27 protein-coding genes, 4 tRNA genes and 1 riboswitch are annotated in these 26,012 nt (G+C 48.6%); of the genes, 21 read left to right on the top strand and 10 right to left on the bottom strand.

Annotation, left to right across the window (positions count from 1 at the left end):
• Positions 1 to 71: 71 nt before the first annotated feature.
• Positions 72 to 617 carry a hypothetical protein gene (locus tag ACY0JR_RS08450; RefSeq protein ID WP_462633508.1) on the bottom strand — a complete coding sequence of 182 codons (546 nt, stop codon included), beginning with the start codon at positions 615 to 617 and terminating at the stop codon, positions 72 to 74.
• Between the two features lie 238 nt (positions 618 to 855).
• Here ACY0JR_RS08450 and ACY0JR_RS08445 point away from each other — a divergent pair, with 238 nt between their 5' ends.
• Positions 856 to 1,188, top strand: coding sequence for a hypothetical protein (locus tag ACY0JR_RS08445; RefSeq protein ID WP_462633507.1), 333 nt, complete (start codon positions 856 to 858; stop codon positions 1,186 to 1,188).
• Between the two features lie 92 nt (positions 1,189 to 1,280).
• Here the strand turns inward: ACY0JR_RS08445 and ACY0JR_RS08440 are convergent, their stop codons facing one another.
• The 4 genes from ACY0JR_RS08440 to ACY0JR_RS08425 all read right to left on the bottom strand — a co-directional run bounded on the left by ACY0JR_RS08440 (position 1,281) and on the right by ACY0JR_RS08425 (position 6,360).
• Positions 1,281 to 2,363 (bottom strand): YncE family protein, encoded by a 1,083-nt coding sequence (locus ACY0JR_RS08440; RefSeq protein ID WP_462633506.1) that lies wholly within the window; start codon positions 2,361 to 2,363, stop codon positions 1,281 to 1,283.
• A gap of 161 nt (positions 2,364 to 2,524) precedes the next feature.
• Entirely contained in the window at positions 2,525 to 3,595 is a 1,071-nt protein-coding gene (locus tag ACY0JR_RS08435) for a YncE family protein (RefSeq protein WP_462633505.1), read from the bottom strand.
• A 24-nt stretch (positions 3,596 to 3,619) separates the two neighbouring features.
• The gene (locus tag ACY0JR_RS08430) at positions 3,620 to 5,590 is read right to left on the bottom strand and encodes a TonB-dependent receptor (protein WP_462633504.1); all 1,971 of its coding nucleotides are present in this window, start codon (positions 5,588 to 5,590) and stop codon (positions 3,620 to 3,622) included.
• Between the two features lie 105 nt (positions 5,591 to 5,695).
• Positions 5,696 to 5,896, bottom strand: a riboswitch (cobalamin riboswitch).
• 101 nt (positions 5,897 to 5,997) lie between these two features.
• Positions 5,998 to 6,360 (bottom strand): hypothetical protein, encoded by a 363-nt coding sequence (locus ACY0JR_RS08425; RefSeq protein WP_462633503.1) that lies wholly within the window; start codon positions 6,358 to 6,360, stop codon positions 5,998 to 6,000.
• A gap of 391 nt (positions 6,361 to 6,751) precedes the next feature.
• Here ACY0JR_RS08425 and ACY0JR_RS08420 point away from each other — a divergent pair, with 391 nt between their 5' ends.
• From ACY0JR_RS08420 to ACY0JR_RS08410, 3 genes are all read left to right on the top strand, one after another.
• Positions 6,752 to 7,456, top strand: coding sequence for a DUF4919 domain-containing protein (locus ACY0JR_RS08420; protein WP_462633502.1), 705 nt, complete (start codon positions 6,752 to 6,754; stop codon positions 7,454 to 7,456).
• A gap of 109 nt (positions 7,457 to 7,565) precedes the next feature.
• Positions 7,566 to 8,024, top strand: a complete 459-nt coding sequence (locus tag ACY0JR_RS08415; protein ID WP_462633500.1) for a hypothetical protein — start codon at positions 7,566 to 7,568, stop codon at positions 8,022 to 8,024.
• Positions 8,025 to 8,035: 11 nt separating this feature from the next.
• Positions 8,036 to 8,656: a DNA-3-methyladenine glycosylase gene (locus ACY0JR_RS08410; RefSeq protein WP_462633499.1), complete on the top strand. Its 621-nt coding sequence runs from the start codon at positions 8,036 to 8,038 to the stop codon at positions 8,654 to 8,656.
• A gap of 241 nt (positions 8,657 to 8,897) precedes the next feature.
• Here ACY0JR_RS08410 and ACY0JR_RS08405 read toward each other — a convergent pair whose 3' ends face one another.
• Positions 8,898 to 10,082 carry a THUMP-like domain-containing protein gene (locus ACY0JR_RS08405; RefSeq protein WP_462633498.1) on the bottom strand — a complete coding sequence of 395 codons (1,185 nt, stop codon included), beginning with the start codon at positions 10,080 to 10,082 and terminating at the stop codon, positions 8,898 to 8,900.
• A gap of 152 nt (positions 10,083 to 10,234) precedes the next feature.
• Between ACY0JR_RS08405 and ahcY the strand changes: the two genes are divergently transcribed.
• Complete coding sequence (gene ahcY / locus ACY0JR_RS08400) at positions 10,235 to 11,542, top strand: adenosylhomocysteinase (protein ID WP_462633496.1); 1,308 nt, start codon at positions 10,235 to 10,237, stop codon at positions 11,540 to 11,542.
• A 424-nt stretch (positions 11,543 to 11,966) separates the two neighbouring features.
• Here the strand turns inward: ahcY and ACY0JR_RS08395 are convergent, their stop codons facing one another.
• Positions 11,967 to 13,496: a glycosyltransferase family 2 protein gene (locus ACY0JR_RS08395; RefSeq protein WP_462633494.1), complete on the bottom strand. Its 1,530-nt coding sequence runs from the start codon at positions 13,494 to 13,496 to the stop codon at positions 11,967 to 11,969.
• Positions 13,497 to 13,663: 167 nt separating this feature from the next.
• Here ACY0JR_RS08395 and ACY0JR_RS08390 point away from each other — a divergent pair, with 167 nt between their 5' ends.
• The 5 genes from ACY0JR_RS08390 to ACY0JR_RS08370 all read left to right on the top strand — a co-directional run bounded on the left by ACY0JR_RS08390 (position 13,664) and on the right by ACY0JR_RS08370 (position 16,903).
• Positions 13,664 to 14,260: a sigma-70 family RNA polymerase sigma factor gene (locus ACY0JR_RS08390; RefSeq protein ID WP_181304593.1), complete on the top strand. Its 597-nt coding sequence runs from the start codon at positions 13,664 to 13,666 to the stop codon at positions 14,258 to 14,260.
• A gap of 14 nt (positions 14,261 to 14,274) precedes the next feature.
• Entirely contained in the window at positions 14,275 to 14,565 is a 291-nt protein-coding gene (locus ACY0JR_RS08385; protein ID WP_462633493.1) for a hypothetical protein, read from the top strand.
• A gap of 21 nt (positions 14,566 to 14,586) precedes the next feature.
• Positions 14,587 to 15,171 carry a guanylate kinase gene (gmk, locus tag ACY0JR_RS08380; RefSeq protein ID WP_462633492.1) on the top strand — a complete coding sequence of 195 codons (585 nt, stop codon included), beginning with the start codon at positions 14,587 to 14,589 and terminating at the stop codon, positions 15,169 to 15,171.
• Between the two features lie 2 nt (positions 15,172 to 15,173).
• Positions 15,174 to 15,752, top strand: coding sequence for a nicotinate (nicotinamide) nucleotide adenylyltransferase (gene nadD, locus ACY0JR_RS08375; protein WP_462633491.1), 579 nt, complete (start codon positions 15,174 to 15,176; stop codon positions 15,750 to 15,752).
• A gap of 746 nt (positions 15,753 to 16,498) precedes the next feature.
• Positions 16,499 to 16,903 (top strand): hypothetical protein, encoded by a 405-nt coding sequence (locus ACY0JR_RS08370; RefSeq protein ID WP_462633490.1) that lies wholly within the window; start codon positions 16,499 to 16,501, stop codon positions 16,901 to 16,903.
• A gap of 116 nt (positions 16,904 to 17,019) precedes the next feature.
• On the opposite strand, the gene frr is transcribed toward ACY0JR_RS08370, so the two are convergent.
• The 3 genes from frr to ACY0JR_RS08355 all read right to left on the bottom strand — a co-directional run bounded on the left by frr (position 17,020) and on the right by ACY0JR_RS08355 (position 18,995).
• The gene (gene frr / locus ACY0JR_RS08365) at positions 17,020 to 17,583 is read right to left on the bottom strand and encodes a ribosome recycling factor (protein WP_462633489.1); all 564 of its coding nucleotides are present in this window, start codon (positions 17,581 to 17,583) and stop codon (positions 17,020 to 17,022) included.
• Positions 17,584 to 17,704: 121 nt separating this feature from the next.
• Positions 17,705 to 18,412 (bottom strand): UMP kinase, encoded by a 708-nt coding sequence (gene pyrH / locus ACY0JR_RS08360; RefSeq protein WP_462633488.1) that lies wholly within the window; start codon positions 18,410 to 18,412, stop codon positions 17,705 to 17,707.
• A gap of 88 nt (positions 18,413 to 18,500) precedes the next feature.
• The gene (locus tag ACY0JR_RS08355) at positions 18,501 to 18,995 is read right to left on the bottom strand and encodes an acyl-CoA carboxylase biotin carboxyl carrier protein subunit (protein ID WP_462633486.1); all 495 of its coding nucleotides are present in this window, start codon (positions 18,993 to 18,995) and stop codon (positions 18,501 to 18,503) included.
• Positions 18,996 to 19,076: 81 nt separating this feature from the next.
• On the opposite strand from ACY0JR_RS08355, the gene ACY0JR_RS08350 reads away from it, so the two are divergent.
• From ACY0JR_RS08350 to rplJ, 11 genes are all read left to right on the top strand, one after another.
• Positions 19,077 to 21,611 (top strand): M1 family aminopeptidase, encoded by a 2,535-nt coding sequence (locus ACY0JR_RS08350; protein WP_462633484.1) that lies wholly within the window; start codon positions 19,077 to 19,079, stop codon positions 21,609 to 21,611.
• Positions 21,612 to 21,724: 113 nt separating this feature from the next.
• A tRNA-Tyr gene (locus ACY0JR_RS08345) sits at positions 21,725 to 21,807 on the top strand.
• Positions 21,808 to 21,881: 74 nt separating this feature from the next.
• Positions 21,882 to 21,954, top strand: a tRNA-Gly gene (locus tag ACY0JR_RS08340).
• Between the two features lie 42 nt (positions 21,955 to 21,996).
• Positions 21,997 to 22,068, top strand: a tRNA-Thr gene (locus tag ACY0JR_RS08335).
• A gap of 75 nt (positions 22,069 to 22,143) precedes the next feature.
• Positions 22,144 to 23,331 (top strand): elongation factor Tu, encoded by a 1,188-nt coding sequence (tuf, locus tag ACY0JR_RS08330; protein ID WP_186641303.1) that lies wholly within the window; start codon positions 22,144 to 22,146, stop codon positions 23,329 to 23,331.
• A gap of 109 nt (positions 23,332 to 23,440) precedes the next feature.
• Positions 23,441 to 23,513: transfer RNA gene (locus tag ACY0JR_RS08325), tRNA-Trp, on the top strand.
• Between the two features lie 23 nt (positions 23,514 to 23,536).
• Entirely contained in the window at positions 23,537 to 23,728 is a 192-nt protein-coding gene (gene secE, locus ACY0JR_RS08320) for a preprotein translocase subunit SecE (protein ID WP_062543968.1), read from the top strand.
• Between the two features lie 15 nt (positions 23,729 to 23,743).
• On the top strand, positions 23,744 to 24,301 hold the full coding sequence (gene nusG / locus ACY0JR_RS08315; RefSeq protein WP_462633483.1) for a transcription termination/antitermination protein NusG: 558 nt from the start codon (positions 23,744 to 23,746) through the stop codon (positions 24,299 to 24,301).
• 12 nt (positions 24,302 to 24,313) lie between these two features.
• Positions 24,314 to 24,757, top strand: a complete 444-nt coding sequence (gene rplK, locus ACY0JR_RS08310) for a 50S ribosomal protein L11 (RefSeq protein WP_062543970.1) — start codon at positions 24,314 to 24,316, stop codon at positions 24,755 to 24,757.
• An 11-nt stretch (positions 24,758 to 24,768) separates the two neighbouring features.
• Positions 24,769 to 25,458 (top strand): 50S ribosomal protein L1, encoded by a 690-nt coding sequence (rplA, locus tag ACY0JR_RS08305; protein ID WP_462633482.1) that lies wholly within the window; start codon positions 24,769 to 24,771, stop codon positions 25,456 to 25,458.
• 9 nt (positions 25,459 to 25,467) lie between these two features.
• Positions 25,468 to 25,995 (top strand): 50S ribosomal protein L10, encoded by a 528-nt coding sequence (gene rplJ / locus ACY0JR_RS08300; protein ID WP_462633480.1) that lies wholly within the window; start codon positions 25,468 to 25,470, stop codon positions 25,993 to 25,995.
• Positions 25,996 to 26,012: the final 17 nt, after the last annotated feature.

The following is a 26,012-nucleotide window of genomic DNA, read 5'->3' as shown; positions in this document are numbered from 1 at the left end:
CGTTTCCCGGGTCTTTTGCGGAAAACAGGTTGTAAAAGCCTGCTGCCGTGTCTATTTTCGTCTACCAGAAGTTATTCTTTCTCATTGCCCAGACCTTCTTTGTCTTTGTGGCCTTTGAGGGTACTGGCGTTGGGCTGGTTGTTCATGAACTCTTTGTCTGAAGAGTCTGAACCGCGGGTGTCTGACGGGTTGGAGTTGGAACCCTGCGGTGAGTGTTGTTCTGGGTCAAATTTCCCCTTCTTCGCGCCGCCGCCGTGTCCTTCTCTGGAAGGTACGTTCTCGCCGCGGGTGTTATCGGCGCCGCCGGCCACCGGACCGTCCTGAAACTTGGGGTCGTTGGTGCCCTGGTCGCGGTTGTGGTTGTGTTCGTTGTTGGGTTGTCCGCTTACGCCCGCGCCGGTATCCATGCCTCCCTGGTCATTGTTGCTGGATTTCTGGTTTCCGCTGCCCGGTGTGCCAGGGTTGGACATGGTTTCCGGGGTGCCCTCGTACGGAGGGTTGTTGTTGTGGCGGTTGCTGTTGTTGAGTTGATCGTTCTGGCTGTTGATATCGCGCCAGCTTCTGTCCTGGTCTTGTCTATGCTGCTTTGGGCTATCTTCGCCTTTTCCTTTGGTCATGATTTCTTCTCCTTTAGTTGAGGTGAAACTTATACAAGTGCTTACGCCGGATTGCCCCGCGTGTTCTGTTGTACGGAGAGAGGGTTCATTAAGGTTAGCCCGAACAAGCGGTAAAGTAAAATGTGGCGGAAAGCAGAAGCCGGGCTAACTCAAAACCTATGAAGCGCGTACTATCCCTTGTGCAGGTTCCAAGTATTTGGTAAAGCCTGCCTAATTGCTAATCTACTGACCTATATCTATGAAAAAGCTATTTGTTCCCATAAAACGTGTTTCCTATTCTTTGTTTCTAGGAGGCGCATTGCTGGTAGGCACCGCTGCCTGCAGCACCGGCACCAGTGAGGGCGAAGTGAACGTGGAGGAAAGTGATTTTAAAGACAAAAGTCCTACCGAACGCAACCCGGAAGGGCTTTCTGATGAAAGCCAGGACGATTTGAATACTACCTCGTCAGACTCTTCCAACCAGGCCGTCTATGAACAGCAGGAAAATAAGGTAAGAGAACGTAACACTGGGGTAAGTAACCAGGGAGTGGGTGGCGCGGCCGAAAGAAAACAAGACCGAGACAACCAATAGTCAGGTAAGAATTAAAACAGGAAAGCCTGCTCTGTATAAGGGCAGGCTTTCCTGTTTTGGGCCTTATTTAGCTAAAGTACGCCTGAAGCCGCTTACCGGAACTTGAACCCACTAGGCACGCCCTGCACCTGGAAAGAATCTACCACTGCACCTGTATTGCGGTACCGGATTACCCAGTTAGTGTTGCCGGTAGTGGCTGCAGGGGAGGTGTACAACAAGCCATCGGTGGGGTCCTGAGCCAGGAGCCGGAAGCGGCGGTTAATGAGAGGAACTTTGGGAAGGGTTGTAGCCGCAGCGCCCGCATCCATCACATACACCCCGTCATACAGAAAGTAAAGGCGGTTCCGGCTAGCGCTTAAGGTAAGGTTTTTGGGCTGAAAGGCCGTGCCGGGGAATTCAAAGATAACAGGATCTACGGTGAGGTTGCTTGGCGTAATGCGTACCAATCGTCCTTTGGTATTGTTCGCCGGGGAAGTGGCATCTGCTTTTCCGCTGCATAAAATCCAGAGATATCCAGAACCGTCTACCACCATGCTGTTGGGGCGGTCGCCTATGGTAAGGGTCTTTTCTAATTTGGTGGTAAGGGGAGCGTCTACACTGGCTGGTGTAATAGTAAAGACGTTGACTTGGTTGCTGTCAGAATAAGCTACAAACAATCTATTCCCTACCAAAGCCATGACTCCCGGGTTCTTTCTTGTCTTTATGCTTCCGATCACCTGGTACGTGTTCAGATTCACCACGGCCACTCTCCCAGAATCAGGCAACGGCAATGATTCGCTTACCAGCCCGGTTAAACTATTGTACGCTACAAAGCTTTGTGGTGCCTGCAAACCATCCATCACACCCACTGAGGCAAACGTACGGGCATTAAGAACTTCTATTTTCTGGTTACTTGTCAGTAGAAACATCTTCTCAAACGCAGTGGGCATGGACAGCACATTGCCCTCCAGCGAACGACCATTTACCTTATTGAAAAGATCTGGCTCCACGGTACCGGTGGCCCGGTCATAGAAACTCACACTACTGTTTCCTGTGGCACTTGCGTTGGAAATCAGAACTCCGGCTTCATACGTGGGTACTAGTTCTTTTTCTTCCTCTTTGCAGGAAGTGGAAAAGAAAACAGCGGCACTCAAAAGCCCGCCCAGCATGGTTTTGTGGAGAAGAAAACGTTTCATGCTGCTAAGGTAGAAAATTAGAAGATAGGGCACCGAACTCAGACGGAAACCAGGAAGAACAAATACGTCAATAAACCCTTAAACGCAACGAAGCCAGACTCAGCTGAATCTGGCTTCGTTGCGTTTCTGAGCCGATTTCCGGTAAACGACCTTAAACCAGCCTATCTGAAAGTAAAGCCGTTCGGCAGAACTCTTACCTGAAATGAGTCAATGGCTGTGCCGGAAGATTGGAACCGGATAACCTGTCCGTTGGAGTTGTAAGGTCCGGCACCCACATAGATGGTATTGTCCTTGGGGTCTACGCCTAACCCATATAATCCTGAGCGGGAGAGAAGTGCTCTAGAAGAAAGGGTGGTGGCAGAAGTAGACAACGTGTAAACAGAATTCCCGAATTTATAATACAGTTGATTTCCGGCCCCATTGATGACCAAACTGCGTGGTTGGCTGTCCATGGAAGGGAATTCAAGGGAGGTCTGGGTGTTTGGGGTAACGGGGTTGAACTTCACTAATCGTCCATTAGTGGTACGGGTAAGGTCAACGGAATAGTCAGCGTTATAGAACGTCATCCCGCACAGCACCCACATATTTCCAGTGGCATCCAGCGCCAGGCTGTTAGGTCCGTTTGGTACAGTAATGGTGCTTTCTACCTGGTCTGTATTGGTATTGATCACGGATATAGTATTCCCGCCGCTATTAGTAATATAAAGCTTGCCATTGTGGAGCAGAAGCGCTTCGGGATTAATGCCAACCGGAATGGTTTTAGATATTTGGTTAGTGGACAAATCCAGAACGGCTACTCTGCCTGCACCGCTGTAGGTCACCCACTCTGTCACGTAGCCTTTCTGACTGTTGAGCGCGGCAAAGTAGCGGGGCATTTCCAGACCATTGATAACTCCCTCGGAGACAAAGGTGCGCCCATCTACCACTTCAATCTTCTGGCTGTTGTTCGCCACAATGTAAGCCCGGTTGTTGGCGAAAGTCATTGATTGGACCACGTCTCCTAAGGGACGATTATTCACGGTAGTGAAAAGTTCAGGGATAATGGTTTTATCCTCGCGGGAAATAAAGCTGACTTCCCCGGTTGGAGATCCAAAATTCCCTTCATTGGTCACAAACGCTCCGTTCTCAAACGTAGGCAGATTATCTTTATCATCGCTGTCGCAGGAGGCAAAAACAGTACTGCTGCCTAACAGCACATACAGGAGGTACTTCTTAAATTGGGTTACTTTCATAGTAAGGGTGTGTTGAAAAAAAAATTAGGGTTGAGCGGAAATATTTTGAGGTTTGGCCCACGTCAAGGAAACTGCCAGACGGAAGTTGCGCGGCGGCATAGCGCGGTACGCCATGGTTTGGTACACGGTATTGGAGAGGTTGTGCACCTGAGCCAGAACCTGGGTCTCGAAGGAGTTCCACCGGAAGGTTTTGCCCAAACTGGCATTCACGAGCACGTAGGCCGGTAACCAGTTGTTATTGTCGTTATCCGTGAACCGACGGCCGGTGAACGTGGCATCTCCAGAAAGCCACCAACTACGGTAACGAGCCTCGGCCCAGGAGGCGACCTTGTGCTTGGGCACATAGAACAATTGACGTTCCTGTAACTGGGCGCGGGCATCTGGTAATTTCTGTTGCGAAATAGTGTAGGCGTAGGCCACGCCTCCGGAGAAAGACCAATCAGGGTTTAAAATGAACTGTCCTCTGCTATCCAACTCAGCCCCGTGCCCACGCACGTGTTGTAGATTGACGGGTTCATCATACTCACCTGAAGCTGCCCGTTGCCACTGAATCCAGTCTTTCACCTGTAAGGCATAAACCGTGAGTTCTGTAGTACCGCTGAATTGCCCTTTTTTGTAATGATGCTCCAAACCTCCCTCGTAGCCCCAACCACTTTCGGGTTTTAAGGCTGGATTGCCGCCCCGACGCCAAAAGCGGTCGTTTAACGTAGGTACGCGGTAACTGCGGGAGACATTCGCCTTCGCCGAAAGCGTATTCCCATTCTGTTCCAATAGTCTGACATTCGCGCCCAATGTAGGCGTAAGTGGCGGATTGAAACCCTGTACCCAAGCCTGCCGCACGTTTAAGCTTACTTGTAGTTCAGGCAACGGGTCATAGCGAAGCCAGCCATACGTGGAAAACCGCTGTTCGTCTACTTTTCTGCCGTAACCACCCACATCGGCTTTGAATAACTGGCCCTCGGCCCCAACCTGTAGTAGAAGATTAGGGAGTAACGTGCGCTCGTGCTCTACTTGGCTTTGGTAGGTGTCAACGGAAGAAAGGGAAAGGGAAAGGGAGTCATCGATAGTAAGCGAGGCGTTGTTACGGTAATCCAGGCGGTCTTTGAAGTAGGCGGCTCTCACGGTAGTGGTGCCCCCGGCTAGAAGGCCTTGCCACTCGCCCATGAGGCGCAGGTTTTCGTCGTCCTGCTGGGCGTGGGTGTTGGCGCTGCCCATGGACGGTTGTATCTGCCGGTGCGTTTTCACGTACCAGCCCCGCACCGAGAACCGCTGCAGCGGACTTAGCTGGTAATGTACCTCCTGCGCCAGGCTGGTCTGTTCAAAGGCGGCATTCTGCTGCCTTTCCCACGGAGACCCGAAGGCGGTGGTGTTCTCAAACCGGAAATCATTGTCAGCAGACGTTCGGGTAAAGGAGGAGGTGAGGGCAAGGCGGCCATCGGAGAAAGAACCCGCGGCGGCGGTGCGGCGTTGCCCGAAGCTGCCTATTTCCTGGTGCACCTGTACTTGTTGCTGAGGGGCAAACGAGACTGGATTTTCCAGCAGAACAGCTCCTCCCACCGCCCCGCTACCGTGCAACGCACCGCTGGGACCATGCTGAAGGCTCACCTGAGTATTGGTACTAGGGGGAAGTAAGGCAAAATCTGACATGCCTAACGTGGGCAATGCAATATTGAAACCGTTCCAGAGAACGGCGGTGTGGCTGGAAGAAGTACCCCTGAACGCCACCGTGGCCGTCATGCCGTTGCCATAGCTTTTGAGGTACAGCGGGCTGCGTTGCTGGAGAACATCAGCTAAGGAAACGCCGGGGCGGCGTTGCAGGAGGAGAGAGTCTACGGTCTGCACCCGGGCTCCGGCGGCGTACTTGGTGTAGCGGTGGCCCGCCACCGTGACAGGAGCCAACTGCACGGTATCTGGTACTTGGGCATAGCTTTGGGGCAGCGCCAGAAACGCTGTGCTAACCATAACCCACACAAACAGAAACAGACAACGGAACATACCCTCGGCTTTTAAAGCAGAGGAGACCCCAACGAAAGAAATACACGAAAACGCCAGCCCACGCGGGGCCACCATCCTTGCTGCTTTTTTTCCCGAAAGCCTCCAGGTGAAAGTTTGACGTTGGCAGGTCTCCTGGCTCTCTTCTTCGGCCCGGCCTTCCCATCTGTAAAACAGACAGTGGCCTGCGGTGGGCAGAACGTAAAGGAAGATAACAGTTGCGGGAACAGCTCAGGTTTTTCACCTGATTCCCTTTTAAGACATCATCGGCAGAAGGCCGAGGCTGTCACCAAAATCTGGGCAAAGGTACAGGAAGTTTGGAAAGAGTGCTATGCAGACCAGGAAAAATTACTAAAACCCATTTCTAAGCCAATTTTCTAGAAGTGGCCGGTAAACGGAAAGGTAAGCCGCTAATCTTTGTACACAACCGGGCTGCACTGGCTGAACTTTACTGGTCCTTGCAGCTGAAGAGTGTGCCCTTGAATAAACAGGCTCATAAGCCGCTGAAATTTGGCCTGTTTCTGGCTGTCTGCCTCCTGCGGGTTTATATTGAATAGGTAATAATCAATACTGCCGTCTCTGCTGAAGTAAAAGCGGTTGAAACAGCGGGTGGGTTTGTCCCATTCAAAGCCGTTGTCCGCTAAATGCCTTCCCACTTCCTGAAGCAGTTGTTGGTAGGCGGCAATGAGTTTCTTCTCTTCCTCTCCTTTGAACACCGCTTGGGAAGTATCACTGTGAATAGCGGCCTTATACTGGGCATCTAACTTTTGCATGGCATATGGCGTACCTTCCGCCTGCCGGAAAGTGGAAACAATTTTTTGCGCTTGTGTAGTAGTAAGTAAGCTCAAAAGCATTGAAATCAACAGAAACAGCTTTTTCATAGGAAGATATCTTTAACGGAAGTTAAGGGTTGTTTCTGAAAACCAAATATTTAGTTTTCAGAAACAACCCGCTTTCTCCTTTATGGCTGCTTTTAAAAGAAGCGCATCTAAAACAGAAGAATCTTCTATTCAGCATAATTTTTCTGTTTCAACGTTCTTTTACAAGAAACAGGCTGAAAATAGAATACACATTGAAAGGTACGCGTAACTTTTTTGAGCAGCCGCTAGTTTTTAGCACTGTATTTGCCATTGGCCTGTTAGTACCACTTCCCTTTCTTTCTACATGAAACAATTTATATTTTCAAGTATCCTGTTCCTCAGTTTCGTCTTTCAAAGTCAGGCGCAGACCGGCTCCAAACAACCTCAGACCGCCGCCTCCAAGCAGCCGCAGACCGTCTCCAAAATAGATTATGCGGCCATTAAAACGGCGGTGACTTCGTCCAAGTCCAAGATGTACTACCCCGTTTTACTCAAACGCTACCAGGCCAATGACCCCAACCTGACCATAGACGAGTACAAGCACCTGTATTACGGCTGGACCACCCAAGCCGGGTACAACCCTTACCGGCCCAACGACCAGGCCGATGCCTTAAATGAGATGTTGCTCTACGAGCGGTTTCCCGAGATTGTGAGTACCGGCAAGAAACTACTGGCCGTTGACCCTTTCAACCTGGACGTGATGTACCTCATGCACATGGCTTACGGCGAAATGAACAACCAGGTAGAAAGTAAGAAGTGGCTCGCCAAGTTTGAAGGGGTCATGGCCGCCATCAAAGCCAGTGGCAACGGCCGAAGCAAAGAAACCGCTGTGGTCTTGAATGCGCCCCGCGACGAGTATATGTTCCTGACGGTGGTGGGGCTTCGGCAGAAGGGCAGCCCTCAACTGGTAGAAAACAAATATGACTTAGTGACGCTGCAAACCCCCAACAAACTCAACCTTACTGAACTGTACTTCAACATACAGAAGGCAGTGGAGAAGAGACGCTAACGTAAGCAGGAGTACCTTCAAAAGATGGAAAGGGGGAGACAAGGAATTCAGGTACTTGGCTGCCCCTTTTCTTTTTGCGTTCTTGCTCATCTTCTAACGGATAATTGCTATGAAAAACATACTTGCTGCGGCCTTGGTTTTAACGGCGTTTTTGGCCTCTTGCCAGACAAATGGCGAACAACCGGCAAATAAGACTTCGGCTAACAAAGAGGGCGGGGAAGCTGCGGTAACCTTATGCGAATTCTCTTCCACAGACTCGGCCACGGCCATAGCTAGCCTGCCGGGCAAGTGGGAATTGCGGGGAATCCAGACCAATTACATGGGCGCGCAGGAAGATGAGTTCTTAACCGGAGAGCGAATAGGCGATGCCAAAACACTAATATTTTTTGAAAATGGCGAGTACGAAGAGCACGTGAACGGCAAATTGCAGGGAGAGCGCCAACCCTTCAAACTGGTGGGCCAAAGCTTAACGCCCGTAGGGTACCAGTTCTGGTTCTGCGGCGAAAACACCCTGGTCATTAACAACGTCATCGCAGATGGTGCCACCGAAGTCTTTGTCCGCCAGTAACGGCTTTTCCTATGGCTCTCCAACAGAAACTACCCGCAGATTTCTTTACCAGACCAGATTCCGTCACCATTGCCCGCGACCTGATAGGCAAACATTTCTACACCTGCTTTAACGGCGTTCTCACCGGTGGCATGATAGTAGAAACAGAGGCGTATTCTGGCCTGAATGATGCCGCCTGCCACGCCCACCTGGGCCGTCGCACCAAACGCACCCAGATCATGTACCAGCAGGGCGGCGTGGCCTACGTGTACCTCATCTACGGCATTTATTCGCTGTTCAACATTGTCACCAACACAGAAGGCAACGCTGATGCCGTGCTCATCAGAGCCCTTGAACCACTTGAAGGGATAGAGGAAATGCAGCTTCGCCGAGGTCTGGTCAAAGTAGAAACCCGCCTCACCGCCGGCCCTGGTTTGTTGACGCAAGCGCTCGGTATCTCCACCCAACACAACGGCACAGACGTAACCGGAAATGAAATCTGGTTTGAAGACCGAGGCATGCACGTACCCGAAGACCAAATAGTAGCTGGCCCAAGAGTAGGTGTCGCCTACGCCGGCGCCGATGCCCTCTTGCCCTGGCGGTTCAGCCTCAAAGGGAACCGTTGGGTAAGCAAGGCCAATCCGAAGTATTAGTTTTCAGTTGTTAGTGTACGCGCTGGCACGAGTCTCCAAACCAGTTTCTGCCTACCGCCGCAATACTGTTTGCTCTAAAGACCTCGTAGTGTCCGTAGGTCCTGCGAGTGTCTGTGCCGATTGCCTGTCCCTTCTCGCCAATCAGGAGATTGGCTATCCGTTGGAGCGTAGAGCGCTGGCGCTAACTCTACGCTCAGCGATGTACACGAATCACTAACAACCAACAACTATCAACTAACAACTAAATCTTCCGGCAGAGCAGCAGAATGGGCTTGTTGTTCAAATCGGTGGTAGCAAACAGGTAATCGTCTCCGCCTTCCTTCAATTTAACTTTGTCCCGTAACTGCGCCACCGTAAGCGGATGATTTCGGACGGTAATATTGGCCTTTTTAGCGGGTAGAAGTTGCTGCAGTTCTTTGGCGTTGGCTTTCGGATGAGCCGTGATTTCAAAAATGCGGCCCGGAAACGCCGCTTGCAGTTCAGTGGAGGTGTAGAGATGGCTGTTTCGGTGCAATTTGCTTATGCCATAGTGCGCAGACAGCCATTTGTAAGCACCCGCTTTGAGCAAGGCAACATTGGGTTCGTACAGATACCGTTGCGGTTCAGAAAAAGTCGCCGAGGCGTTTTCTTCGGCATCTTTGGTGAAGGTTAAGGGCTCTTCGGGTTTGTCTGGCTTCAGGTTTACGGCGGTGATTAAGGGAGCAGCAGGAGCATCGGCTTTCAATAAATACAGCACCTCTTTGCATTCGTTCTGCACCGCAATCACCCACACCTGTGCTACCTGGGTCAACTGCTGAAGCGCCAGGTCGATGTCCAGCATGGGAGCGGTTTTCAACAAAACGGCTTTGGCTTTTTGCAGCAGCAAAGGAAGCAGACCCAGGACATCGGGTTCACAGTCCTGCAGTAAATGCACGCGTTCCTGGCTTTGGCCGCGGCGGGCGGGGTCTAAGTAGAACACATCTACGGGCTGTTCTAAGGAGTTCAGAAAGGTCTCTGCCTCCATAGCTTGCACAGTTATATTCTTCGCCTCCAGTTGGGTGAAGTTGAACGCGACAATCTGAGCCAGTTCTGTCTGTTGCTCTACGTACGTCACCTGCCTGAACCGCTGCGCAAAATGGTACGCATCTACCCCGAAGCCACCCGTTAAATCCACCAGTGTCTCGCCCGAAATCAGATTCGCCTTAAAAGCTGCCGTCAATTCAGAGGAACTCTGCTCAACGGAGAGGTTTGCAGGGAACAGTAAATCCAGGTTAGCCGCCCAGAAAGGAATTTTGCTTTTGGCCTTTTGCCGGGCTCGTATCTGTTGTGCCAGTTTGGGTACGTCCAACGTCGGCCACTTTTTGGCCTGTAACACCAGATGGGCAGGGTCTGCGGAAAGATGTTCTTCCAGAAAGGCGCGTTCAGCAGGAGTGAGCGGGAGAGGCATGAAGAAAAGATAAAAGTTGAAAGCTTTGCTAGGGGGGGGCTGTTTTACGCCTGTTTGGCAGAAAAATGCCAAAAAACCGTTACAGGTCATTTGATTGAGGATGATAAACTTATTACGTACCTTTGCGGTTCTTCTGTAAAAAAAGAACTACAATGGTAGAAACGTATTTGCCTTACAAAGTAAAAGATATTTCCCTGGCTGAGTGGGGAAGAAAAGAAATTAAACTGGCCGAAGCCGAGATGCCAGGCTTAATGGCCATCCGTGAGGAATACGGTGCTAGCCAGCCTCTGGCCGGTGCCCGCATTGCCGGTTGCTTGCACATGACAATCCAGACGGCCGTGTTGATTGAGACATTGGTAGCCTTGGGTGCCGAGGTAACCTGGTCTTCCTGCAACATCTTCTCTACCCAGGACCACGCTGCGGCGGCTATCGCGGCTGCCGGTATCCCAGTGTATGCCTGGAAAGGCATGAACGCCGAGGAGTTTGACTGGTGTATTGAGCAGACTCTTTTCTTTGGAGAGGATCGTAAGCCCTTGAACATGATTCTGGATGATGGTGGTGACCTAACCAATATGGTGTTTGACAAATACCCAGAGCTGGCGGCCGGCATCAAAGGTCTGTCTGAAGAGACTACCACGGGTGTGCACCGTCTGTATGAGCGTATGAAGAACGGCACTTTGTTGATGCCCGCTATCAACGTGAACGACTCTGTGACCAAATCTAAATTTGATAACAAATACGGCTGTAAAGAATCATTGGTAGACTCTATCAGAAGAGCTACTGACGTGATGATGGCTGGTAAAGTAGCCGTAGTGGCTGGTTACGGTGACGTAGGAAAAGGTTCTGCCGCTTCGTTGCGTGGTGCCGGTGCCCGCGTGATTGTAACGGAAATTGACCCAATCTGCGCCTTGCAAGCTGCCATGGATGGTTTCGCCGTGCGAAAAATGGAGAATGCCATTAAAGAGGCTGATATTGTAGTAACCGCAACCGGTAACTTCAACATCATCCGTGCTGAGCATTTCCTGGCCATGAAAGACAAAGCCATTGTCTGCAACATTGGTCACTTTGACAACGAGATTGACATGGCCTGGTTGAACGAGAACTACGGTCACACCAAAGACACGGTAAAACCACAGGTGGACTTGTACACCCTGGAAGGCAAAGACATCATCATCTTAGCGGAAGGTCGTTTGGTGAACTTGGGTTGCGCCACTGGTCACCCATCGTTCGTGATGTCTAACTCTTTCTCTAACCAGACGTTGGCCCAAATTGAGCTTTGGACGAATGCTGAGGCTTACGAGAACAAAGTATACACCCTGCCTAAGCACCTAGATGAGAAAGTAGCCCGTCTGCACCTTGCTAAAATTGGTGTAGAACTGGAAGAACTGTCTCCTGAGCAAGCTGCCTACATTGGCGTTGAGGTAGAAGGACCATTCAAACCAGAGTACTACCGTTACTAAGCATCCGCTTTCTGGGTCTTTTCCAGAAAACAACATAAAAACGCCCGGCTTCTGTAAAGGAGCCGGGCGTTTTGTTTTAATAAATTCCTCTGATGTCATCTCGAAAAGGTCTTGTGTGAGCATCTATGGCGCGGACGTTACTTCCGTGACTTTCTGCATCTTCAGGAGAATAACCTCTGAGGTGAATTCATCCTTGGTAGATATTTCCCTCTTTTGTCATTCTGAAAGGATCTTGTGGGCGAACGGTAATAACGCTTACTCTCTGTTAAGGATACTTTCTCTTTGAACTTACAAAAGAAGAGCCTTTCCCAAGGCAAAGAAGCCTTTCTAGTTCGCCCACAAGATCCTTTCAGGATGACAAAGAAGGAGAGAGTGCTTGAAGGGGAAATTTTGTTAATCTGATGAGAAGGGAAATGATTTATACTTATAAATACTTACTAATCCCATTCTCACACCATTTGGCTTTTTGTTCAATAGCATCGGCTAGAATCTTGTCATTTTCCGGGAGCGAGGTGCGGGCGTTTTCTGGGTGGTACAGGTGGTAACCTACGCCACCGAAGGGTAGATTTCGGCGTATCACACCAGCGTTCAGCATTCTGATGGCGAATTCGCTGTCTTCGCGGCCCCAGCCTTGTATGTTCTCGTTGAAGCCGTTGATGCGCAGCACATCAGCGCGCCAGAAGGCCATGTTGCAGCCTCTGATGGCTTTGATGTCGGGGCGTTTTCTGGAGCCGAGTTTTGCTAGGAATTCTGAGGAAACAGCATTGAAACGGTTGATGATGCCCGAGGAGAAAGGTGTGATGCGCCACTGTTTAGTTTGCAGAATCTGCTGGGTAAGCTCTGGTTGCAACAGCACACGCTTGCCTTGAATGAAGGTGTTAACGCGGGCTATGCGTTTATGGCTCTTTACAAAATCAGGGTGCAGCACCATGTCGCCGTCAATGGAGAGAATGTATTCGCGGGTAGCCAGGGCCATGGCTTTGTTACGGATGGCGGCCAATCGGAAGCCGGTGTCATCGTGCCAGCAATGACGGAGTGGTACGGGGAAGTGCTGCTGGTATTCCTCAATCAATGCCTTGGTTTCAGCGCGGGAGCCATCATCGGCAATAATCACCTCATCTGGTAATTCACGTTGCAGGGCTACGCTCTTCAAGACCACTTCCAAAGCCTCGGGCCAGTTGTAAGTAGAAATGATGAGGCTGGTGGTCATGGCACGGTTGGCTTCGTGCAGTTTCATGTACTTGTAGAAAGCGCCGTTCGCGTTACAGGCCGAAATCAGAAATCCCTCAAACCCGTATAGAAATCCCCGTTTTAGGAAGTAGTTGCGGATGAACGTCCAGAAGGCTTTGTAAGAAGCTTTAAGGGCCGAGGACTTTTTCCTGAAGCGATTTTCCTGGGCAAAGAGCGTGGTGTACTGGTTGAGTTTCTGCAGCAGCTCTGTGGTGTTCTTGAAGGAATGATGGTTCAGGATGCCGGGCAAGGTTTCCACCGTAACCGCATCGGTCATGATTCCTTCATGTACCTCACGGTTGGTGAATTGGGTTGTTTTGCGGTTAAAAAGCCGCAGCACATAATCATTTTCCCAACCGCAGGCGTTTATTAACCGTTTTCCGTAGAAATTGTGGCGCAAGAACCGGTACGCTTTGGCGTTATCTAAGGGGTGCGCCAGAATAGTCTGGACCAGATCAGGAGACATCATCTCATCGCTGTCAATGGAAAGCACCCAGTCATGCGAGGCGTAAGAGGCTGCCAGGTTCTTGAGCGGCCCAAATCCTATGAACGGAGAGTGGAATACCTTGACGTTGGGGAATTGGCTGGCTATGGAAACGGTCGCATCAGTAGAGCCGTTGTCCAGTAGAATAACCTCTGGAAATTGGGTCAACGCCTGCAGGCATTGCGGCAGCAATTCCTGGCTGTTTTTGGCAAGTATGGTAACTGAAATAGGGTGAGGCATGCAGCGCAGAAACAAAATAGAGAGGGAGATAAATTCCTCAAAACAAGCTTTGGGCCGGGTAATGTAAACATCTAGCCCAATATTCGTATGTACCTATGTATATTTAATTTCTATATTTGCGTATAGGTATTTTTATCCCCAAGTGTAAAAGTACAAAATCAAGACCAATGAGCGAACAGAGAGCGAATTCCATGACGAAAGAGGAGAAAGACGCCCGGTTTGAGGCGGAGCTGATGCCAGTTATCTCGCCTCTCTATAACTTCGCGTTTCGTCTAACCCTGGACGAAGATGACGCCAATGACTTGGTGCAGGAAACCTATCTCAAGGCGTATCGCTTCTTCGATTACTTTGAACCCGGAACTAATGCCAAAGCCTGGCTGTTCCGCATCCTAAAGAACTCATTCATAAATGACTTCAGGAAAAAGAGTAAACAACCTGCCAAAGTAGACTACTCTGAGGTAGAAGGTTACTACAATTCTGAAGACGTAGATGCGGAGGGCGACAGTTCTGGCGGTACTACTGACTTGCGCATGGAAAGTGTGCAGGACCTGATTGGAGATGAGGTGGCGGGTGCGCTCAACTCATTGCCGGTAGACTTCAGAACTGTGATTATCCTCTGCGATTTGGAGGGGTTCACCTATGAGGAAATGGCCAAGATTCTGGATATTCCCATAGGAACGGTGAGAAGTCGCCTACACAGGGCCCGGCATTTCCTCAAGGAGAAGTTGGAGCAATATGCGAAGTCAATGGGTTATAATGGATAAAAGAATTTAAAATGATGGGGACTACTACAATGACTGATGAATTGATGGGGGCCAATGCCTCTGATGAGAGCCGCGAATCTGATTGCGAAAAGGTACAAGGCGTGTTTGAGAAATGGCTGGAAGGTGTGGCCACCAGCGAAGATGAAGCCTTTCTTGCCGAACGTGCCGACGAATGCTCACCCTGCTTTGAAAGCATAGACAAACAACAGTTGTTTGTGAAATTCCTGAATGCGTCATTACGCCGGCCAGGTACCCCCGCTACATTAGCAGACACCATCAAATCAAGAATCCACCAACTAGCTTAGTTTTAAGCTTTCCTACCCCGGATGCAAGGTAAAATCATCATCTTTTCGGCCCCTTCCGGCGCCGGTAAAACTACAATTGTCCGTCATTTAGTAAACGTTCTGCCAGAGCTAAGTTTCTCTATCTCAGCCTGTACCCGCGACCGCCGCGGGCGCTCTGAGGTGAACGGCAAAGATTATTATTTCATCACGCCAGACGAGTTTCGCGAGAAAATCGTGAACGATGAGTTTGTGGAGTGGGAAGAAGTATATGAAGGCGCTTTCTACGGTACCCTCAAATCTGAGATTGAACGCATCTGGGCCGAAGGCAAACACGCCATTCTGGATGTAGATGTGAAAGGTGGTCTGAGCGTGAAGCATTTCTACGGAGACCGCGCCTTGGCCGTCTTCGTGAAACCACCTTCCATTGAAGAACTTTCCAAGCGCTTGGTGGCCCGTAACACAGACTCGGCCTCCAGCATTTCCAGCCGGGTGTTCAAGGCCAAGTTCGAGCTGAGCTTTGAAGATCAGTTTGATGAAGTAATCGTGAACGAGAACCTGGAAGATGCTTTCGCACAGGCAGAGAAACTGGTCCGTAACTTCATCCATCCCGAAGAACCAATTGTGTAGCCATGCGGGTAGGATTGTTGTTTGGATCCTTTAACCCCATCCATATAGGGCACCTGATCCTGGCGAACTACATGGCCGCCAACACTACCCTAGACACGGTCTGGCTGGTGGTGAGTCCGCAGAACCCGTTCAAGCCCAGCAACAGTTTGCTACACGAGTTTGACCGCCTGCACATGGTGCGGTTGGCCATTGCCGATAATGCCGACTTGGGTGTCACAGACATTGAGTTCCGGATGCCAAAGCCCAGCTACACCATTGATACGCTTACCTATCTCAAGGCAAAGTACCCTACCTACCAGTTCGTGCTCATCATGGGCGAAGACAACTTGGCCACGTTACCGAAGTGGAAGAATTACGAGCAGATTTTGGAGCAATACGAGGTCTTAGTGTACCCCAGGCCGGGAAGCGGTAAAATTCCCGATGCCCTGAAAGAGCACACCAAGATAACCATGGTTCCTGCTCCTTTACTGGACATCTCCGCCACCTTTATTAGAAAATGCCTCAAAGAAGGCAAATCTACCCGCTACCTCTTGCCAGAACCTGTAGCCGAGTATATTCTAGCCAAGAAGCTGTACCAGTAAAAAATACCGCCTTTCTATAAAGTTAAGGTGTAGCAAATTGCAGTTTAAGCCTTCATTCTGAAGGCTTGCCTAAAAGGTCGTTTTGGAGCCACTTTCTTGAAAGCAGCTCCAAAACGACCTTTTAGTTTTCCCACTTTAGCGCAAGCGATGTCTTTTTCCTCATTAATTTCTTAGCCTTGGCAGGAAACTAAGTACAACGGCAAAAATGATCCTATTTCTTTCTTTGTCATCCTGAAAAGAACTTGTAGGCGCACTAGAAAGGCTTTACAGAACTACCATTGCCATTTGCCGCCAAGATCCTTTCAGAATGACAAGATGTATGCTGTAGATTTCCCTCATTTTAGTGCCATTGTTGGTGTTATCACCAACAATCCTTTATCAGTTCTTTTCTCAAAATTACCATCAAACCGAACTGGTTAAATTTATTATCAATACCCAATGTAGCCTCGTTACCCTGTAACGAGGTACCCATGCAGAAGAATTGACTTTTTATTCAGTCTCACTATCCTCTAAGAGGAATAAGTTTCAGGGTAGAGTTTTTACTCCATGTACTTGATGGTTGCTTTTTTCGCTACTCAGACAGAATAGTAATAACCTTTTAATTTTAAACTCGTTTATAAGTAGTTTGGTTGATGATTTCATTTAAATAATGCAATTATTGACGAGTATTTAGTTGGTAAGATGGGGGTTGAAACGTAATTTGCTCATCCTTCCAGACAGACACACCAAAGGGGCCTCCTGAGACAATGCGTACCGAAGTTATATTTCAAGACACTTATATTTCCATCATATACAACCAAGACCAGCAACTCATTCATGCAGATTGGATTGGTTTTCAGACAAAACAATCGGTGCAGGAAGGCTGTGAGCGCATACTAGAGGCCATGGGACATTTTGGGTGCTTTAAAGTGCTCAATGACAATACCAACGTGGAAGGTATCTGGTCCAGCGCGGCCGAGTGGGTAGGAACCGATTGGTTTCCCAGGTTGCGTCAGGCCGGTTTGATTTCTTTTGCCTGGGTGTACTCGCCTAGTATGCTCAGTCGCCTGTCAGCAGATAAATCTTTGCGGTTTACGTATGATACCAGAGGCATTGAGGTATTTGATAGTGTAACCGAAGCCAAAGAATGGCTGGCGGCTACTCCCGCTTAAATCAGGTGCATCTCTTCTAAATAAAAAGGATAAAAAGGGAAGGCCCCGCACGTGCTCGTGCGGGGCCTTCCCTTTTTATGCTGTTTTCCTGAAAATAGACAGGAAACGAGACTTGCTTAGATGGTCATGATTTCGGCTTCTTTCTTAGACAGAAGCTCGTCCATTTTCACAATGTAAGCATCGGTTAGCTTCTGTACTTTGGCTTCGGCATCTTTCACGGCATCTTCAGAAGTACCTTCTTTCTGTAGTTTGCGGAGAGAGTCGTTCACGTCTTTTCTTACGTTACGCACGCGTATCTTGCCACTTTCAGTTTCGTTTTTGGCTTGTTTCACCAATTCGCGGCGGCGTTCCTCGGTAAGGGCCGGAATGTTCAGCCTGATTCCGTCTGCCTCTACCATGGGGTTTAGGCCCAGGTCACTGTTCTTGATGGCTTTCCCGATTTCCGACACCATGTTTTTCTCCCACGGCTTAATCATAAGCGTACGGGCATCTGGGGTCATGATATTGGCTACCTGAGAAATAGGGGTAGGCGTGCCGTAATAATCTACGCGCAAGTCTTCTACCATGGCTGGAGAGGCTTTGCCAGCTCTGATTTTGGTTAATTCTATACTCGTGTGCTGCACCGATTTCTGCATGGATTCCTCGGCTTCGCTCAAATAAAAGTTAATTTCTTCGGTCATTGGGATTTTCTGATTTAGAAAGATGACTAAATAGTACTGCCGTAGCAAAAGCCAAAGGCGGCACAAATTTCTGATTTTATTCTGTAAAATCCATCGCCCTAAGGCAACAGGCAAATTGATATTACATAGAAACCAAGGTTCCTACTTTCTCGCCGTCAATTAACTTAGCCAGGTTGCCGCGTTTGTTAATGTCAAACACTACAATAGGTAAGTTGTTTTCTTTGCAAAGGGTAAAGGCGGTCATGTCCATCACGTTCAGGCCTTTCTCAAACACTTCCTCAAAGGTAATATCGGTGTAACGGGTAGCGGAAGCGTCTTTTTCTGGGTCGGCGGTATAGATACCGTCTACCCGGGTTCCTTTTAACACCACATCGGCCTCTATCTCAATGGCGCGTAAACTGGCCGCAGAGTCGGTGGTGAAATACGGGTTACCGGTACCCGCCCCGAAGATAACCACGCGGCCTTTTTCCAGGTGGCGCATCGCCCTCCGGCGGATATACGGCTCGCACACTTGTTGGATGTTGATGCCAGACAATAAACGGGTAAACACCCCCACTTTCTCCAGCGCGCTCTGGAGGGCCATGCTGTTGATGACGGTGGCCAGCATGCCCATGTAATCGCCCTGCACACGGTCCAATCCTACTGCCTCGGCCTGCACGCCCCTGAAAATGTTTCCTCCACCAATGACCACGGCCACCTCGGCCCCCATATCAACGGCAGACTTTATTTCTTCGGCGTATTGCACCAGCATATTGGTATCAATCCCATACTGCTGTTCGCCCATGAGGGACTCTCCGCTGAGCTTCAATAGAATTCTTTTGAATCGCATGCTTATTTAGATAGTAATAGTTAAGTGACGTTTGGGTAGACACGTTTAGGGCCCGTTTTACAGAAAACAGGCCCTAAACAGCGTTTATTTAAAACACGATCAATACTTGGTTTTTCTCTACGTTCTGCCTTACGTTTACCTTCACCGCAGAGACCACGCCGTCGCCAGGAGACTTGATGATGTTCTCCATTTTCATGGCTTCCAGAATAAGAATGGGGTCGCCTTTCTTCACTTCTTGGCCCGGCTCTACCTTAATGTCAAGAATAAGGCCGGGCATAGGCGCTTTGATGTCGTTTATCTTCTGTGCCAGGGCCTGTCCCATGCCCAGACTCTCCAGCAGCAAATCCATCCGGTCTTGCACCTGCAACGTATGCACATTGCCGTTAATCTTAATCTGGAAGGTTTTGGTTTCGGGGTCACTTTCCAATAATTCGGCGGTATACGAACGGCCGTCTTTGAGAATATGGAAGGAAGTAGGGCTAAGGGGAAGTAAATCCCAGGTAAAAGGAGCATCGTTGAGAAGAATCTGGTTTTTCTCTAGGACTACTTGCCAGGTGGCAGCAGCCGATTTTACCTGTAGCATGTGGGTTGGGTTAAAGACCGTAAGTACCGTTGGTGCGAAATAATTTCACAACTTGAGTTCCCAAAGTTAATAAATCATTACATGAATCATATCGTTTCCCGTGGCTTCTTGTTCTTTCTGTTGTGTGGTACGGTTGCCGGCTGCGCCGTAAAGCAACCCGTTGCCCCTGCCATTACCTCAGAAGAAGTTGTCCCAGTTGCAGATTCCATCAGTGCTCCAACGGTGCCCGTCACCAGTAAGGGCCCTTACCAGCCCACCGCCGAACGCCTGGTAGACCTGCTGCATACCCGTTTGAACGTGAGGTTTGACTGGCAAAAACAGCATCTCCTAGGCGAAGCTACGCTTACCTTAAAACCTTATTTCTATCCGCAGAGCCAGGTGGTGCTAGATGCCAAGGGGTTTGATATCCATAAAGTGACCTTACGCAAAGGAAAACAGGAAGTGCCTTTGACGTATGACTATGACCAGCAGCGCCTCACCTTAAAGCTGGATAAAACCTACACCAGAAAGGACACCCTGCAGCTGTTTATTTCCTACACGGCCAAGCCGAATGAATTAGCCGTCAAAGGCAGCGCCGCCATCCAAGCCGACAAAGGGCTGTACTTCATCAATCCGCTAGGCACCGAGGAAGGAGTACCCCAGCAAATCTGGACGCAGGGCGAAACCGAGGCGAACTCCGCTTGGTTCCCCACCATTGACAAGCCCAACGAGCGCATGACGCAGGAAATCTTTATTACGGTAGAAGACCGCTTTAAAACGTTGTCTAATGGCGTACTGGTTTCGTCTCAAAAATCAAAAAACGGCCTAAGAACTGACCATTGGCGCATGGCCCAACCGCATGCGCCTTACCTGGCCATGATGGCGATTGGCGAATTTGCGGTGGTAAAGGACAAATGGCGCAACAAGGAGGTAAGTTACTGGGTGGAGCCGGAATACGCCGCCACTGCCAAAGCCACCTTCGGCCGAACCCCCGCCATGCTGGAGTTCTTCTCTCAAAAACTAGGCGTGGCTTTCCCTTGGGATAAATACGCGCAAGTGGTAGTGAGAAACTTTGTCTCTGGGGCCATGGAAAACACCACCGCCTCTACGTTTATGGAATATGTGCAACAAGATCGCCGCGAATTGCTGGACAAGAACTGGGACCACATCATTGCCCATGAACTCTTTCACCAATGGTTCGGCGATTTAGTCACTACGGAGTCCTGGTCCAACTTGCCCCTGAATGAATCCTTCGCTGATTACTCAGAATACCTATGGGCCGAGCACCAGTACGGGCCAGACGAGGCCGCCCTCACGCACCAGACGGCCTTGCTGGAATATCTCGGCGAAGCCAGAACCAAACAGGAACCGCTCATCCGGTACCATTATCTGGACAAAGAAGATATGTTTGACAGCCACTCCTACGCCAAAGGCGGACGGGTGCTGCACATGCTTCGGCAGGAGGTAGGAGATGAGGCGTTCTTCGCTTCGCTTAACCTGTATTTAAAAGAAAACAGAAACAGCTCGGTTGAAATTGATGAACTGCGGTTGGCATTCGAGGAAATTACCGGACGGGATTTAATCCCCTTTTTCCAGCAATGGTTCCTCACCCCCGGTCACCCCGAATTACAGGTGAAACATTCCTATCAGAATGGAGCCTTGTCTGTGCGGGTTACCCAAACGCAGGATACAGTGAGAACCACAGTGTACAAAATGCCTCTGACCATTGCACTGCTGCAGGACGGCAAATGGCAGGAAGAACAAGTGGAGTTACTTCAGGCTGACCAGACGTTCACTTTCCCAATGCAGAGCGCTCCGCAAGTTGTGGTGATTGATCCTTCGCAGAAGGTGTTGGCTAATATCAGCCATAAAAAGTCTATAGAAGAATGGGCCACCCAATTTCTGAATAGCACTACGTATGCAGCCAAATCAAACGCATTAGAACATCTGAGAGACACCACCCATGTTCTTATAAACCAAGTCGTACAAAAAGCCTTGCAAGATCCCTTCTGGAAGGTAAGAGTTACGGGGCTAGAGATCATGGTTGGTACAGATGCCATGGAAAATCCGCAAGGCCAGAACCAGATTCAACAAATGGCCGAGACGGATAAAAACAGTTCTGTGAGGGCAACGGCTACCTATGTGCTAAGCACTTTGAATGGCTTGCCCCAGGAAATCATAGAAAGAAGATTGCAGGACAGTTCTTACCAGGTAGTGAGCGCCGCAATTTTCGCCTGGAACAAAGGAGGACATGACCAGGGCCGATTAAAATCATTCTTGACCTACAAAAATCCCGACGTGGTAAACGCGCTTGCCTCTGCTTTTACCGCCAGTGAAGAAGAGGAGCTTTACACCTGGTATTTGAAAAACGCCCAAAAACTGAGGGGAGGGGACCTGTATTTCTTCATTCAGAGCTTTGGAGCCTTCCTGTTGAAAAAAAATATTGACCGACAGGAGAGGGGCTGGCAGTCCTTGGTACAGGTAGTGCAGCAAGAGACCATGCAAGAGACAAAACAAGCAGCCTTTCAAATGCTTACACTCATGGCCGAGACCGACGAACGCAAAGAAACGCTGCTGAAATTGCTGGAAAACGACCCCAAATTAGACCCCTCAATGGGTGCGCAAACAACTGATTGAAAAAAAATATTTGCAGAAATATTTGACATGGAAGAAAAAGACACTAGTTTTGCATCTCCTTAGAACGAAATCATCAAATGAAGACGGGAAAAGGGTTCTTTGAAACAGGAAAAGGGGAGGTTCCAGAGTGGCCAAATGGGACGGACTGTAACTCCGTTAGCGTAAGCTTTCGAAGGTTCGAATCCTTCTCTCCCCACAAACATTGCTTAGGAATTGAAACAAGGTTACAGGTTGTTTCGCAAAGGTTCCTGAGATTTTACCAGTAAACAAGCGGGAGTAGCTCAGCTGGTAGAGCGACAGCCTTCCAAGCTGTAGGTCGCGGGTTCGAACCTCGTCTCCCGCTCTCTTAAGAAATAATGCAGCGCAAGCTGCATTATTTTGTTTTGCCGACGTAGCTCAGGGGTAGAGTACTTCCTTGGTAAGGAAGGGGTCGTGGGTTCAATTCCCATCGTTGGCTCAAGCGGTATTATGATTGCTTAGTAGTATAAACAAAAATTACACCGTTTCACCCAAGAACTAAATACTTTCTAAAATGGCTAAAGAAAATTTTGATCGCTCCAAACCGCACGTAAATATCGGTACAATTGGGCACGTTGACCACGGCAAAACAACCTTGACTGCTGCTATTACTCAGGTTTTAGCGAACAAAGGTCTAGCCGCAAAGAGAGATTTCTCTTCTATTGACAACGCTCCTGAAGAAAAAGAGCGTGGTATTACTATTAACACTTCTCACGTTGAGTATGCAACGGAGAAACGTCACTACGCGCACGTTGACTGCCCAGGTCACGCTGACTACGTGAAAAACATGGTGACTGGTGCTGCTCAGATGGACGGTGCTATTCTGGTAGTTGCTGCTACAGATGGTCCAATGCCACAAACTCGTGAGCACATCCTTCTGGCTCGTCAGGTAGGTGTTCCTGCCCTTGTTGTGTTCATGAACAAAGTGGACATGGTAGACGATCCAGAATTGTTAGAACTAGTTGAAATGGAAATCAGAGAGCTTCTTTCTTTCTATGATTTCGACGGTGACAACATCCCAGTTATCCAAGGTTCTGCTCTTGGTGGCTTGAACGGAGATGACAAATGGGTGAAAACCATCGAAGAATTGATGGATGCCGTTGACTCTTACATTCCGATTCCTGCTCGTTTAACTGACCTTCCATTCTTGATGCCAGTTGAGGACGTGTTCTCTATCACTGGTCGTGGTACAGTAGCTACTGGCCGTATTGAGCGTGGTATCATCAACTCTGGTGAGCAAGTGGATATCTTGGGTATGGGTGCTGAAGGCCTGAAGTCTACAGTAACTGGTGTTGAGATGTTTCGTAAGATCCTTGACAGAGGTGAAGCTGGTGACAACGTAGGTCTGTTGCTTCGTGGTATTGAGAAAACCGATATCCGTCGTGGTATGGTTATCTGTAAGCCAGGTTCAGTAACTCCTCACATGAAGTTCAAAGCTGAGGTTTACGTTCTTTCTAAAGAAGAAGGTGGACGTCACACGCCATTCTTCAACAACTACCGTCCACAGTTCTATCTGAGAACTACAGACGTAACTGGTATCATCACGTTGCCGGAAGGTGTTGAAATGGTTATGCCTGGTGATAACATCACTATCACTGTTGACTTGATCAACAAAGTAGCGATGGAAAAAGGCCTGCGTTTCGCTATCCGTGAAGGTGGTAGAACCGTAGGTGCCGGTCAGGTAACTGAAATCCTTGACTAATTATTAAAAATTTCAAGTCCGCCTTGCTGAAAATGTAGGGCGGACTTGTTTTTTTAAGAAAAGAAGAATACATTTGCACTCCATTTAAACGAATGGCGTGCATTTTTTTACGGGAGTAGCTCAATTGGTAGAGTAGTGGTCTCCAAAACCATTGGTTGTAGGTTCGAGTCCTACCTCCCGTGCAAATAGAGTTAATAGCATCAGAATGGGAAAGCTGACAAAATTTTTCAATGACGCTGTAGAGGAGATGCAGCACAAGGTTACCTGGCCAACCTACTCAGAGCTTCAGAAGAGTTCTATCTTAGTATTGGTTGGCTCTGTTGTGTTTGCGGTCATTGTAGGTGCTATGGATTTTGTTTACGACTCCACCCTAGAATGGTTTTATAACCAATTCTAATTTAAGCTGGAGAACATGGCAGATTTAAAGTGGTATGTAGTGCGTGCAGTTTCAGGCCAGGAGAAAAAAGCGAAAGCTTATCTTGAGAATGAAGTTGCCCGTCATAATCTAACGGAGATGGTACCCCAGGTGCTTATTCCGTCTGAAAAAGTATACGAAATGCGGAACGGGAAAAAACGCGTAAGAGAGCGCAGCTTTTTTCCCGGTTATGTATTGATCTTTGCAGACATCTCTAATGGTGAAGTAGAGCACTTGATCACCAGCACCCCGGGCGTTATTGGCTTCCTTGGTTCTGGTAATGGAAGAGCAGACGAAAAGCCGGTTCCGTTGCGTATGTCTGAAGTTAACCGAATCTTAGGGAAAGTTGACGAAACAGATGAGCAGGTGGAAACTTTAGAGACACCTTTCATTGTTGGCGAAACTGTGAAAGTAATGGACGGTCCATTCAACGGTTTCTCTGGTACTGTAGAGGAAGTGTTTGAGGAACGTCGCAAATTGAATGTGATGGTGAAGATCTTCGGGCGGAACACGCCAGTGGAGCTGAACTACATGCAAGTAGAAAAAGAACAGTAGTAATAAATAATAATGGCAAAAGAAATAAAAGGTTATCTGAAACTTCAGGTAAAGGGAGGCGCCGCGAATCCAGCACCGCCGATTGGACCTGCACTTGGATCTAAAGGTCTTAACATCATGGAGTTCTGCAAGCAGTTCAATGCTAGAACCCAGGACAAGGCCGGCCAAGTATGCCCAGTTTTGATTACAATGTACACAGACAAGTCGTTTGACTTCGTAATTAAGACTCCTCCCGCTCCAGTATTGTTGATGGATGCTGCGAAAATCAAATCAGGATCTAAAGAGCCTAACCGTAATAAAGTTGGTTCTGTGACTTGGGATCAGATTCGCGAGATTGCTGAAATCAAAATGCCTGACCTGAATGCATTTAAAGTTGAGGCGGCAATGAAATTGGTAGCTGGTACCGCGCGTAGCATGGGTATCACAGTAAAAGGAACTGCTCCTTGGAGTGAGTAATTAAAAAGCAAATGGCTAGAATTTCTAAAAACAGAAAAGCAGTCTTAGCGAAGTACGACCCTAAAAAAGAGTACGCTTTGTTAGATGCAGCAGGCGTAGTGAAGGAAATCACTTTCACTAAGTTTGATGCTTCCGTTGACATTGACGTTCGCTTGGGAGTTGACCCGCGTAAGGCTGATCAAATGGTAAGAGGGGTTGTGACCCTTCCACACGGAACTGGTAAAGATGTACGTGTGTTGGTACTTTGCACTCCAGACAAAGAGGATGAGGCGAAAGCTGCTGGTGCTGACTACGTAGGTCTTGACGAGTACATCCAGAAGATTGAAAAAGGCTGGACTGATATTGATGTGATTATCACTATGCCAGCCGTAATGGCAAAAGTAGGTAGACTGGGCCGTATTTTGGGACCCCGTAACCTGATGCCAAACCCTAAAGCTGGTACTGTTACTACAGACGTAGCCAAAGCGGTGAAAGAAGTGAAAGCTGGTAAAATTGACTTCAAAGTTGACAAAACCGGTATCATTCACACCAGCATTGGTAAAGTTTCCTTCGGCCCAGATCAAATTGCAGCAAACGCAAGTGAAGTAATTGCTACACTTAACCGTTTGAAGCCTTCTTCTGCAAAAGGAACTTATATTAAGAGCATCACATTGTCAAGCACAATGAGTCCTGGTGTAGTAGTTGACAAAACCTCAATTTAACGAGAAGAGATGACACGGGAAGAGAAAGAAATCATTGTACGCGACCTGAGCGAGAAATTTGCTCAAAACTCCTTCGTCTACATCACTGATGCTTCTGATTTGACAGTAGCAACTATCAATAGATTCAGAAGAATGTGCTTTGACAGAGGCATTGAGTACAAAGTTTACAAAAATACTCTGATACGTAAAGCCTTAGATACCTTAGATACAGATACATCATCTTTAGATGTAGCGTTGAAAGGATCTTCCGGAATCATGTTTGAGCCAACTACAGGAAATGCTCCTGCTAAATTGTTGCTTGATTTCCGCAAAACAGGCGCTAAAAAACCAGTTTTGAAAGGTGCTTACATAGATGCCAGCATCTACTTAGGCGATGATCAACTAGATACCTTAAGCAAGCTTAAGTCTAGAGAAGAACTGATTGGTGAAATCATCGGCTTACTTCAATCTCCAGCCAAAAACGTTATTTCTGCCCTTCAGAGCGGTGGCAATATCCTGGCCGGATTGGTTAAAACATTATCAGAGAAAGAACAATAACATTTCAATTTTAAAAC

The organism is Rufibacter sp. JT3400010 (genome assembly GCF_054956755.1).
The sequence above is the reverse complement of the archived record's forward strand: the minus strand, read 5'-3'. Positions and strand labels throughout refer to the sequence as shown.